Raw genomic sequence first — 12102 nt, forward strand, 5'->3', positions numbered from 1 at the left:
GTGCGCGGCACTACGCCCCGGACCGGACGCCTCGTCGGCCGATGGCCGCTGCTGACGAACTTCGCCGCGGCATCCCCTGCCGTCCGGTTGCTGGTGCTCACCCAGCTGGCGTTCAATGTCGGCTTCTTCATGGTGCTGCCGTATCTGTCGGTGTATCTGTCCGACGATCTCGGGTTGCGTGCCGCGTTCGTCGGCGCGGTGCTCGGGTTGCGCACTTTCTCGCAGCAGGGGCTGTTCTTCGTCGGTGGCTCGCTCGCGGACCGGTGGGGTGTGAAACCGGTGGTGATCACCGGATGCGTCTGCCGCATCCTGGGTTTCGCCGGCCTGGCCGTGTTCACCTCGGTGCCGGGGATCTTGCTGGCGACCGTGTTGATCGGATTCGCGGGCGCACTGTTCTCCCCCGCTGTCGAGAGCGCGCTCGCCGGCGCGGCGGGAAGCGCCGAGGACGGCGGCCTGTCCCGAACCGATGCGTTCGCGCTGTTCTCCGTGGGCGGTCAGGTGGGCGCGTGCACCGGGCCGCTGGTCGGATCATTGCTGCTGATGGTCGATTTCGCCGTCGCGTGCCTGGTCGGGGCCGGGGTATTCGTCGCCATCCTGGCAGCGCATCTGCGGTGGCTGCCCGCCACTCCCGGCGCGCACGCCGGCGAGTCCTGGCTCGACGGCTGGCGAGAAGTGTTCGCCAACAAGAGGTTTCTCGTGTTCGCGGTGGCGATGAGCTCCCAATTGGTGGCCTACAACCAGATGTATCTGCTGTTGCCGCTGGAGATCGAGCGCGCGTGGGGATCGCAGGCTCCCCTGGGCTGGTTCTTCGCACTGTCGTCGGTGTTCGTCATCGTCGCCCAGTTAGCTGTCACCCGACGTGCGCGCACGGTCGCGGCTTTGCCCCTCGGATTGACGGTGACGGCAGCCGCCTTCGTGGTGCCGGCGCTGCTCGCGCCCGCGCGTTTGCACGGTGTGCCCGGGTTGCTGCCGTCCGCCGCGTTCGTCCTGCTGCTGGCACTGGGACAGATGATCGTCCTTCCGGTGTCCCGAGATCTGGTGCCGCGCATCGCCGGCGAACGCCGGCTCGGGTCCTACTTCGGGTTCCTCGCCTCGATCGGTGGACTCGGTGTGCTGGTCGGCTCGGTCGTCACCGGAGCTCTGATCGATCTGCTGCCGAGCACCGGATGGGGAAGTGCCGCACCGTGGTTCGCGATCGCCGTCGCCCTGCTCGGGAGTGCGCTCGTGCTGCGCCGCGGACAGTGGTAGCGCCGGCCGCCGCAGTTGTGGCGTGTCACAGACCCGGTCGGCTTCGGCGTCCCGCGACGCTCGGCGGCCTTAGGCTCGATCCATGCCGGGGCAACGAAAACTGAACCGCCGGACCGCGATCGCGCTCGGTACGGCGCTCGGCGGCGGACTGGCGGCCGGGCAGGTGCCCGGTCCGGTGGCGGCCGACACGGGGGGCGACGCACGGTACCGCGGCTACTCCGCCGAGGATCGGGCGGCACCGTATGCCGGATACATGGCGGCACGAACCGCGGAAGTCCACCCCTCGGTCACCGCGGCCTATCTCGGCGATCCCGCACCCGCGGCGTTGATTTCCGAGTTCTCCGCGCTGACCGAGGACCTGTCACCGGGCGGCATCTCGGCCGTGGAGACGGGTTACGGGCATACCGCCTCGGGCGCTCTCTGGGTCGCGGTCCACACCCCCATGCGGGATGTCACCGCGGCCATGTGGGACTGGTGGTTCGCCTGGCACCCGGTCGAATCGGCGCGATACAAACTCTGGCACCCCGACGCACATCTGTATTGCGCGACCGCCGAGGACCGGTCCGCCCGCCCGATCCCGGACCGGGACAAGTACATCGGCAATGTCGCCTACGTCGACGAATACATCGGCCTAGAACTCCAGCAGCTGGCTATCGCCTTCGCCGACCCGCGATCCCACGGTTTCGACGTCCCGCCGGAGCACACGGTTATCCTCGCCCGGGTGGGCAGTATCGTCGCGCCGATCGACCTGGGCTGGCTGGCCCACCAGGTCCGGCCCACTGCGAGCGGCTGCGAAATGCGCAGCCGCTTCTACCTCAACCTCCACGGTCTCCGGCAGCCCGACCTGCCCCGCGCACGGCAAGCGGTCGAGCGCGGGCCCAGTCTCGACCCGCGAGATCTCGTCCTGGGCCTCGGCCTCGCGCGCGAACTTCTGCTGCACTGCGGCCAGGAGATGAATCACCTCGCGGGCTTCCTGCCTCGGCTCTATCACGAATTCGCCCGCTGACGGCGCCGGTCAGCCGCCCCGGCCGCCGCGTCCACCGAGGACCCGCTGCAGCAGGATGAACACCAGCAGCAGGCCGCCGATGACGATCTTGGTCCACCAAGAGCTCAGCGTGCCTTGGAAATTGATGACCGTCTGGATGACGCCGAGGGTGAGCACGCCGAGCACGGTGCCCAGCACGAAGCCGGAACCGCCGGAGAGCAGCGTGCCGCCGATGACCACCGCGGCGATGGCGTCCAGTTCCATACCGACCGCGTGCAGGCTCCAGCCCGACAGGGTGTAGAAGGTGAACAGGATGCCGCCCAGCGCCGAGCAGCCGCCGCTGATGGCGTAGGCCGCTATCTTGGTGCGCGCCACCGGAAGTCCCATCATCAGCGCGGACTGTTCGTTGCCGCCGAGCGCGTAGACGGTGCGGCCGAGGCGGGTGTAGTGCAGCACGACGAACGCGGCGGCCACCACCGCGATCGCCACCACCATGCTCACCGACAGGAAGACGCTGGAGCCCAGGTGGATTCGCTGCTGAGCTAGCCGGGTGTAGGTGGCGTCGGTGATGGTGATCGAGTCCGTACTGATCACATAGGACAGCCCACGGGCGAGGAACATGCCGGCCAGCGTGACGATGAACGGCTGGATTTCGAAGTAGTGGATCACCGCGCCCATGCCCGCGCCGAACACGGTGCCGCCCAGCAGGATCAGCACCATCACCACCGGGGCGGGCCAGTGATGCACCGTGACCAGCCAGGCCGAGATCACGGTGCTCACCGCGAGGACCGCGCCGACGGACAGATCGATGCCGCCGGTGAGGATCACGAAGGTCATGCCGACGGCGAGGACCAGCAGAAACGCGTTGTCTATGAACAGGTTCACGAAGACCTGCGGATAACCGAAGGCCGGATAGCGGGCTACGCCGATGCCGTACATGACCGCGAACAAGACCGCGGTGGCCAGCACCGGCACGTAGCGATTTCGTTGCCGCGCAATATCCTTCAGCGCCGCCGCCGGTCGCGCGGTCGGCCGGGTGGTGATCGTACTCATCGCGACACCGCCTGACCGGTAGGCTCGGCCGTCGTCAGCGCGACGGTGGGCTGGGATGTGCCCGGCGGTGGGCGATGCCGATCCGGACGCGTCCGCAGCACCTTGGCCCGGAAGGCCGGCGATTGGATCAGGCAGACCGCGATCACGACCAGCGCCTTGAACAGCAATGTCGTTTCCGGCGGGACGCCGATGGTGTAGACGGTGGTGGTGAGCGTCTGGATGACCAACGCGCCCAGCACCGTTCCGCCGAGATAGAACCGCCCGCCGGTCAGCGCCGTGCCGCCGAGCACCACCGCCAGGATGGCGTCGAGTTCGATCCACAGCCCGGCGTTGTTGCTGTCGGCGGCCGAGACGTTGGAGCTCATCATCAGACCGGCCACCGCGGCGCAGCAGGCGCACACGATGTACACCCCCATGATCAGGGTGCCCGCGCGGACTCCCACCAGCCGGGACGCCTCGGCGTTGCCGCCGACCGATTCCAGCAGCATGCCCAGAGCGGTGCGCCGCAACAGCAACGCGACCAGCACCGTGACCGCGGCCGCGATCAGCACCGGCACCGGGACGGCCAGCAGGAAGCCGCTGCCGATCACGTGGTACGGGCTGCTGTTGACGGTGATGATCTGTCCCTCGGTGAGCAGTTGCGCGAGACCCCGCCCGGCCACCATGAGGATCAACGTCGCCACGATGGCTTGGATGCCGAAGCGCGCCACCAGGATTCCGTTCCACAATCCCAGCACCGCACCGACCGCGATTGCCAGCGCGACGGCCGCGAGGACGCCGCCGACGGCGTTCTGGTCCGACATCTCGCCGATGCGCAGACATGCCAGCGCACCCGCGATCGCGACCACCGCGCCCACCGACAGATCGATGCCCCGGGTGGCGATCACCAAAGTCATGCCCACCGAGATCAGCACCAAGGGCGCGCCGTAGCGCAGGATGTCGATCAGGCCGCCGTAGAGGTGGCCGTCCTGCATGCGGATGGCCAGGAAGTCCGGCGTGTGGATGACGTCTACGGCCAGCAGCGCGAACAGCGCCACCGCGGGCCAGAACAGCCGGTGCCGCAGCACGGAATTCGTCCACGTCCTCATGCGACCGCCCCGCTCGCGATGGTTTCCATCAGCCGGTCCACGGTCAGCGCCGCGTCGTTGGGCAGTTCGGCGACCACCTTGCGATCTCGCAGCACCTCGACCTTGTGCGACAGGCGCAGTACCTCCTCGAGCTCGGCGGAGATGAACAGCACCGCCATTCCCTCATCGGACAGCGACAGCACCAGGCGCTGGATTTCGGCCTTCGCGCCGATATCGATGCCGCGGGTCGGCTCGTCGAGGATCAGCAGTCGCGGTTGGGTGACCAGCCACCGCGCCAACAGCACCTTCTGCTGGTTGCCGCCGGAGAGCGCTTTGACCGGCAGCGTGGGATCCTCGGGGGTGATCCGCAGCGCCGCCATGTATTTCGCGACCAGTTCGGTTCGCTGCCGCGCCGGGATGGGCCGCGCCCAGCCGCGGGCCGCCTGCGCGGCGAGCAGGATGTTCTCCGCGACCGAGAGTTCGAGCACCAAGCCCTGGGTCTTGCGGTCCTCCGGGCAGAAGGCCAATCCCTGTGCCACCGCGGCGCGTACCGACCGCAACGGGAGCCGACCGCCCGCCACCTGGACGCTACCGGTGGCCGGACTATCCGCGCCGAACAGCAGCCGGGCCACCTCGGTGCGCCCGGAGCCGAGCAGCCCGGCCAAGCCGACCACCTCCCCCGTGTGCACGGTGAGATCGAAGGGTGCTACCGAATTATGCTGTCCACCAAGCCCTTTCGCCGTGACGACAGGTGCGGCGTCGACGGCCTGCTCCCGGGGTACCCGCTGCTGTGCGCTCTCGTGCTGCTGCTCGATCTGTTCGAGCGCGTCGGCCGCGCTGCCCAGCATGCGGGCGACCATCTCCTTGTGGGTCAGTTCCGCCACCGGATACTCCCCCACCAGAGTCCCGTTGCGCAGCACCGTCGCCCGATCGCACAGCTCGAAGATCTGATCGAGGAAGTGGGTGACGAACAGGATCGCCACCCCGTCCGCGGCCAGCCGGCGCATGAGCGTGAACAGCCGCCGCACCTCGTCCGCGTCCAACGACGAGGTCGGCTCGTCCAGCACCAGCACCCGCGCGTCCAGGTCGACGGCGCGGACGATGGCGATAAGCTGTTGCACCGCAAGGGAATGCGTGCCGAGCGGCGTGGTGACGTCCACGTCCAGACCCATCCGGGCCACCAGCGCGGCGGCGGCCCGGCGCATGGCGCCGAACCGCACCAGCCCGGCCCGGCGCGGTTCCCGCCCGATGTAGATGTTCTCCGCGACCGAAAGATTCGGGCACAGATTGACCTCTTGATACACCGTGCTCACACCGGCGCGCTGGGCCTGCTGCGGTCCGCTGAAGCGCACCGGTCGCCCGTCGAACCGGATGGTGCCGGTGTCGGCGGCCTGCATTCCGGTGAGCACCTTGATGAGGGTCGATTTACCCGCACCGTTCTCCCCCACCAAGGCGTGGATCTCACCGGGGAAAAGCCGCAGATTCACAGCCGACAGCGCGGTCACCGCGCCGAACCGCTTGCCGATGCCGGACATCGACAGCAGCGGGCCAGTAGTCGATTCCGACATTGCGTCCGCCTCAGCCCTTCTCGACGATCAGTACTTACGGCTGGGCAGCGCCGCGGCGGCCTGCTCCGGAGTGAACGTGGTCTCGGCGGTGACGATGCGGTGCTCCACCGGCGCACCGGCCGCGACCTTTTCGACCAACTCCATCAGTTGCGGCCCCAGCAGCGGGTTGCATTCCACGACAAAGTTCTTCTTGCCGTCGACCAGGGCTTGCAGGGCGTCGCGGACACCGTCGATGGAGACGATCTTGATGTCCTTGCCCGGCTTCAGACCGGCTTCCTCGATGGCCTGGATCGCGCCCAGCGCCATATCGTCGTTGTGCGCGAACAGCACGTCGATCTTCTGGTTCGAGGCGAGGAAGGCCTGCATGACCTCCTTGCCTTTGGCGCGAGTGAAATCGCCGGTCTGCGAGGCGACGACCTTGAACTTCGGATCGGCCGAGATGAGGTCGAAGAAGCCCTTCTTGCGATCGATCGCCGGCGCGGAACCGGTGGTGCCTTGCAATTCGGCGATGTTAACGGTCTCATTGCCGCCCTTGTAGCTGTCGATCACCCATTGCGCGGCCTTTTTGCCCTCGGTGACGAAGTCCGAACCGAGGAAGGTGACATACAGCGAGGTGTCCGCGGAGTCGACGGCCCGGTCGGTGAGGATGACCGGAATCTTGGCGTCCTTCGCCTCCTTCAGCACGGTGTCCCAACCGGATTGGACGACCGGCGAGAAGGCGATGACGTCGACTCGCTGCTGGATGAAGGACCTGATCGCTTTGATCTGGTTCTCTTGTTTCTGTTGGGCGTCAGCGAATTTCAGGTCGATGCCCGCCTGTTTGGCGGATTCCTGGATGGATTGCGTGTTGGCGGTGCGCCATCCGCTTTCGGCGCCGACCTGAGAGAATCCGAGAGTGGTTCCGCCGCTTCCGGAATCGCTTCCGCAGCCTGCGGCCGCAGCGGCGACGAGAGTAAGGGCACTGGCGACTGTGACAAGCCTCTTGAACACGAGGGCTCCCTTGTGACGAACGATGTGGGGAGGAAGTCCTGCTAGTGTTAACGCTCACATCGCTTCCGTCAAGGGTCGGAGCGAAGGCCGTACCCTGAATCGGTCGGGCCGATTCAGGTGAAAGGTGGGGATGTGCACGACACGGACAAGGCTGCCGGCGGTGTCCCGCCGCAGCAGGCCCGCCCGGCGGTCATGATCGATGTGGCCAAGCGGGCGGGCGTCTCCCACCAGACTGTCTCCCGGGTGCTCAACGACAGTCCGCGGGTGCGACCGGAGACGCGCGAACGCGTGCTGCGGGCGGTCGAGGAGCTGGGCTATCGACCCAATGCCATGGCCCGCGGTCTGGTGAGCCGGCGCTCGAAGGTGCTGGGGGTGGTCACCTTCGACACCGTCCTGCACGGACCCGCGTCGATGCTGCTCGGCATCGAACGCGCCGCGCGAGCGGCCCACTACGGTGTCAGCATCGCGACCCTGCAACGCGCCGATCGGGCCGAAGTACTCGAGGCCGTCGGCACGCTGGCCGATCAGGGCGTAGACGGCATCATCATCATCGCCCCGCTGATGAGCGCCGCTGCGGCGCTGCACAGCCTGCCCGCCACGCTGCCCGCCGTGGCGGTGGAGGCCGGGCAGGACGCCGGCCTACCGTCGGCTTCGGTGGACCAGATCGAGGGCGCGCGACTGGCGGTGCGGCATCTGCTGGAGCTGGGCCACGAAACGGTTTGGCACGTCTCCGGACCCAACGGCTGGCTGGAGACTCGCGATCGCCTGGACAGCTGGCGGCGCACCCTGGAGGAGGCGGGCGCACCGGTCCCCCCGGTGATCGCCGGTGACTGGAGCGCGCGCTCCGGCTACGAGGCGGGCCCGGTACTGGCCGCCCAGCCGGACGTGACCGCGGTCTTCGCCGGCAACGACCAGATGGCACTGGGATTGTTGCGTGCCTTCGCCGAGCGCGGCATCCGGGTACCGGAGGACATCTCGGTGGTCGGCTTCGACGACATTCCCGAAGCCGCCTACCTGACCCCGCCGCTGACCACCGTGCGCCAAGACTTCGACGAGGTCGGTCGCCGCAGCATGCGGTTGCTGCTGCGGCTCATCGAGGCCGAGGATTCCGCGCCGCCGCCGACCCAGGTGATTCCCACCCTGGCGGTCCGGGACAGCACTGCCGCACCGCGGCAGCGCTGAACCCTCGGGCGCTGAATCCTCAAGCCGCGGCGCGCTTTTTGTTGTAGACGTCGAAGGCGACTGCGGCGAGCAGCACGAGCCCCTTGATCACGAGCTGCCAGTCGCTGCCCACGCCCAGCATGGACATACCGTTGTTCATCACGCCCATCACGAGGGCGCCGACGATGGCTCCGACGACCGTGCCGATGCCGCCACTTGCGGACGCGCCGCCGACGAAAGCCGCTGCGATGGCGTCCAATTCGAAATTCTGGCCCGCTTTGGGCGTGGCGGCGCCGAGCCGCGCGGCGAAGATGATGCCCGCCAGCGCCGCCAGCGCGCCCATGTTCACGAAAACCCAGAAGGTATTGCGCCTGGTGTCCACGCCGGACAGCGCCGCGGCCTTCTCGTTGCCGCCCACCGCGTAGATGCGTCGCCCGATCACCATGCGGTTCATGACGAAGGAGTACACGACTATCAGCACCACCAGGATCAGTCCGATCACCGGCAGGCCGTTATAGGACGCCAGCACGAACCCGAAGGCCCCGATCACCCCGCCCAGCGCCACCATCTGCGCCACGAACAGGGCGCGCGGACCAGCGGGCAGCCCGTAGGAGCGGCGGCGCTGCCGCACCCGCAGCCGCGTCCACACCAGCGCACCGATGGCGGCGACCGCGAGCAGCAACGTCAAGCCGTGCAGCTCACCGGTTTTCAGCCGCACCACGACGCCGTTCTCGAAGCCGTCGAAGACCAGTGCCTGAACGGGCAGCCAGTTGGGCAGATAGCCGCCCGCGATATTGACGAACCCCTTCGGGAAGGGCCCGATCGACTGTCCTTCCAGCACCAGCTGGGCCAGACCGCGGAACAGCAGCATGCCGCCCAGGGTGACGATGAACGCCGGGATCTTCACATAGGCGATCCAATACCCTTGCCACGCGCCGATCAGCCCGCCCAGCAGCAGACCCGCCACCACCACGACCGGCCACGGCCAGTGCCAATGCACGATGGCGATGCCGGTGAGCGCGCCCACCAGGGCGCACACCGAGCCCACGGACAGATCGATGTGCCCGTTGATGATCACCAGCATCATGCCGATGGCCAGCACCAGGATGTAGCCGTTCTGCAAGATCACATTGGTGACGTTGAGCGGCGTCAGCAGGCTCACTCCGTCGCTGAGCTGCGCGGTGGTGAGGATCTGGAACAGCACCACGATCGCGACCAGGGCGACGATCATTCCGTACTGACGCACGTTGCCGCGCAACGCTTTTCGCACGGTTTCCATGGCTCCGGGGCGGTTCCCGGCCGCGGCGACGATGGCGTCGGCACCGTCGTCGTCCTGCAACTTGTCCAGCAGCGTCATGGGGCGGTCACTTCCGCGGGTGCCGCGCCGCGGGTCATCAATCGCATGAGTGCCTCCTGGGTGGCTTCGGCGGCGGCCAGTTCACCGGTGATGCGCCCCTGGCTCATGGCATAGACGCGATCGCACAGGCCGAGCAGTTCAGGCAGTTCCGACGAGATCACCAGTACCCCTTTGCCTTCCGCCGCGAGTCGTTGAATGATCAGGTAGATCTCGTATTTCGCACCCACGTCGATGCCGCGGGTGGGTTCGTCCAGGATCAGCAGATCGGGCTCGGTGAAGATCCATTTGCCGAGCACCACCTTCTGCTGGTTGCCGCCGGACAGGTTGCCGACCTTCTGGAACACCGAGGGCGTCTTGACCGTGAGCCGGGCGCGCAGGTCCTCGGCGGCGGCCACCTCGGCATGGGTGTCGATCACCGAATGCCGGGATACCGCACCGAGATTGGCCAGGGTGAAATTGCGGCGGATGTCCTCGTCGAGAATCAGTCCGAGCTGTTTGCGGTCCTCGGAGACGTATGCGATACCGGCGGCAATCGCCTCGGAGACCGTCGAAACCCGAATGGGCCCACCGGCTTTGCGCACGGTGCCGCCGATATTGCGGCCGTAGGAGCGGCCGAAGACGCTCATCGCCAATTCGGTGCGGCCCGCGCCCATCAGCCCGGCCAGTCCGACGATCTCCCCGCGGCGCACGTGCAGGGAAGCGCCCCGCACCACCTGCCGTCCGGCGATGGTGGGGTGATCGACGGACCAGTCGGCGATATCGAAGAACACCTCCCCGATATGGGGTTCGAGTCGCGGCGGGAAGCGGTGGTCCAGGTCGCGGCCCACCATGCCCTTGATGATCCGATCCTCGGTGACCGTCCCGTCCACCTCGAAGGTCTCGATGGTGTGCCCGTCGCGCAGCACGGTGATGGTGTCCGCGACGGCCAGCACCTCGTTCAACTTGTGCGAGATGAGAATCGAGGTGATCTCCTGGCCGCGCAGTTCCCGCAGCAGCGCCAGCAGGCTGTCGCTGTCGGCCTGGTTCAGCGCGGCGGTGGGTTCGTCGAGAATGAGCAGCCGCACCTGCTTGGCCAGCGCCTTGGCGATCTCCACCAACTGCTGTTTGCCGACACCCAGTGCGGCGACCAGTGTTTCGGGGTCCTCGATAAGGCCGACCCGCTGCATCAGCAGCATGGCCTGCTGGTTGGTCTCCTGCCAGTCGACGGCGCCGCCGCGGGTGCGCTCGTTGCCGAGGAAGATGTTCTCGGCAATGGACAACTGCGGCACCAAGGCGAGTTCCTGGTGGATGATGGCGACGCCCGCGGCCTCACTGTGCCGGATGTCCTTGAAGGCCATCTCGGTGCCGTCCACCAGGATTCGCCCCCGGTAGGAGCCGTGCGGATAGACCCCGGACAACACCTTCATCAGGGTCGATTTGCCCGCGCCGTTCTCACCGACCAGGGCGTGGATCTCGCCGCGGGCGACCTGGAAGTCGACCTCGTCGAGCGCCTTCACGCCCGGGAATTCCATGGTGATGGCACGCATTTCGAGAATATTCGCCGTCATCGGCCGCTCCGCCCGCCCGCCGCCGCTATTGCAGGTCCTTGTCGGTGTAGTAGCCGGTGTCGATCAGCGCCGCCCGATAGTTCGTCTTGTCCACCGACACCGGTCGCAGCAGGTACGACGGCACCTTCTTCCTGCCGTTTTCGTAGGAGGTGGTGTCGTTGGTCTCCGGCGTGCCGCCGGTGAGGATGGCGTTGGTCATCTGCACCGCCCGTTCGGCCAGTTTCCGGGTGTCCTTGAAGACGGTTTGGGTCTGCTCGCCCGCGATGATGGATTTGACCGACGCCTTCTCGGCATCCTGGCCGGTGACGATGGGCATCTTCCGGGCCCCGCCGTAGCCGACGGCCTTGAGCGCGGACAGGATTCCGATGGACACCCCGTCGTACGGGGACAGCACCGCGTCCACGGTCGCTGCGGCGTAATGCGCCGAGAGCAGGTTCTCCATGCGGGACTGAGCGGTCGCGCCATCCCAGCGCAGGGTGGTTACCTGATCGATCCTGGTCTGTCCCGACCGCACCACGAGCTTGCCGGTGTCGATATGCGGCTGCAGCACCGACATCGCGCCGTTGAAGAAGAAATAGGTGTTGTTGTCGTCCGGAGACCCGGCGAACAATTCGATGTTGAACGGCCCCGGACCGACGGCGACACCGAGGTGCTCGACCAGGTAAGCGGCTTGCAGCACACCGACTTCGAAGTTGTCGAAGGTCGCGTAGTAGTCGACGTCGGCGGTGTCGCGGATGAGCCGGTCGTAGGCGATGACCGCGACCTTGTTCCGTTTCGCCTGCGCCAGTACTCCGGTCAGCGACTTGTTGTCGATGGCCGCGATCACCAGCGCCGTGGCGCCCTGGGTGAGCATGTTCTCGAGCTGTGAGACCTGTGTCTCGATGACGTCCTCGGCGTACTGCAGGTCGGTGGTGTAGCCGAGTGCTTGGAACTGGTTGACGATATTGCTGCCGTCGGCCACCCAGCGCTCGGAAGATTTGGTGGGCATGGAGATTCCGATGCGACCCTTACCGCCCGAGCTCGGGCTTCCGCTGTCGACGGAACAGGCGGCCGCCGCCAACAGGGCGATGGCGCCGCCTCCGACCGCGAAGAATCCGCGGCGATTGATGCCGGTCATGTGCTGGCT

General features: G+C 67.2%; 10 protein-coding genes. 3 read left to right on the forward strand and 7 right to left on the reverse strand.

Annotation, left to right across the window (positions count from 1 at the left end):
• Both BJ987_RS30615 and BJ987_RS30620 read left to right on the forward strand, forming a co-directional pair.
• Nucleotides 1–1248, forward strand: a complete 1248-nt coding sequence (locus tag BJ987_RS30615) for an MFS transporter (RefSeq protein ID WP_209896553.1) — start codon at nucleotides 1–3, stop codon at nucleotides 1246–1248.
• A gap of 82 nt (nucleotides 1249–1330) precedes the next feature.
• A complete protein-coding gene (locus tag BJ987_RS30620; protein ID WP_209896554.1) occupies nucleotides 1331–2254 on the forward strand; it encodes a DAPG hydrolase family protein in 924 nt (307 codons plus the stop codon).
• A gap of 9 nt (nucleotides 2255–2263) precedes the next feature.
• On the opposite strand, the gene yjfF is transcribed toward BJ987_RS30620, so the two are convergent.
• From yjfF to BJ987_RS30640, 4 genes are read right to left on the reverse strand one after another with little or no spacing between them, the layout of a single operon-like run.
• Nucleotides 2264–3286: a galactofuranose ABC transporter, permease protein YjfF gene (gene yjfF, locus BJ987_RS30625; protein WP_209896555.1), complete on the reverse strand. Its 1023-nt coding sequence runs from the start codon at nucleotides 3284–3286 to the stop codon at nucleotides 2264–2266.
• Entirely contained in the window at nucleotides 3283–4374 is a 1092-nt protein-coding gene (locus BJ987_RS30630; protein ID WP_209896556.1) for an ABC transporter permease, read from the reverse strand. The genes yjfF and BJ987_RS30630 overlap by 4 nt, the downstream gene beginning before the upstream one ends.
• A complete protein-coding gene (locus BJ987_RS30635; RefSeq protein ID WP_209896557.1) occupies nucleotides 4371–5921 on the reverse strand; it encodes a sugar ABC transporter ATP-binding protein in 1551 nt (516 codons plus the stop codon). Before BJ987_RS30635 ends, BJ987_RS30630 begins: the two co-directional genes overlap by 4 nt.
• A gap of 27 nt (nucleotides 5922–5948) precedes the next feature.
• Nucleotides 5949–6911: an ABC transporter substrate-binding protein gene (locus BJ987_RS30640; RefSeq protein ID WP_209896558.1), complete on the reverse strand. Its 963-nt coding sequence runs from the start codon at nucleotides 6909–6911 to the stop codon at nucleotides 5949–5951.
• 132 nt (nucleotides 6912–7043) lie between these two features.
• Here BJ987_RS30640 and BJ987_RS30645 point away from each other — a divergent pair, with 132 nt between their 5' ends.
• Nucleotides 7044–8093, forward strand: coding sequence for a LacI family DNA-binding transcriptional regulator (locus tag BJ987_RS30645; protein ID WP_307869803.1), 1050 nt, complete (start codon nucleotides 7044–7046; stop codon nucleotides 8091–8093).
• Between the two features lie 19 nt (nucleotides 8094–8112).
• On the opposite strand, the gene mmsB is transcribed toward BJ987_RS30645, so the two are convergent.
• Genes mmsB through chvE form a run of 3 tightly spaced genes read right to left on the reverse strand, consistent with a single transcriptional unit; the run spans nucleotide 8113 to nucleotide 12093 of the window.
• On the reverse strand, nucleotides 8113–9429 hold the full coding sequence (gene mmsB, locus BJ987_RS30650) for a multiple monosaccharide ABC transporter permease (RefSeq protein WP_209896559.1): 1317 nt from the start codon (nucleotides 9427–9429) through the stop codon (nucleotides 8113–8115).
• Nucleotides 9426–10976: a multiple monosaccharide ABC transporter ATP-binding protein gene (gene mmsA / locus BJ987_RS30655; protein ID WP_209896560.1), complete on the reverse strand. Its 1551-nt coding sequence runs from the start codon at nucleotides 10974–10976 to the stop codon at nucleotides 9426–9428. Before mmsA ends, mmsB begins: the two co-directional genes overlap by 4 nt.
• A gap of 25 nt (nucleotides 10977–11001) precedes the next feature.
• Nucleotides 11002–12093 (reverse strand): multiple monosaccharide ABC transporter substrate-binding protein, encoded by a 1092-nt coding sequence (chvE, locus tag BJ987_RS30660; protein ID WP_209896561.1) that lies wholly within the window; start codon nucleotides 12091–12093, stop codon nucleotides 11002–11004.
• Nucleotides 12094–12102 lie beyond the last annotated feature (9 nt).

It is taken from the genome of Nocardia goodfellowii, assembly GCF_017875645.1.
Classification (GTDB): Bacteria; Actinomycetota; Actinomycetes; order Mycobacteriales; family Mycobacteriaceae; genus Nocardia; species Nocardia goodfellowii.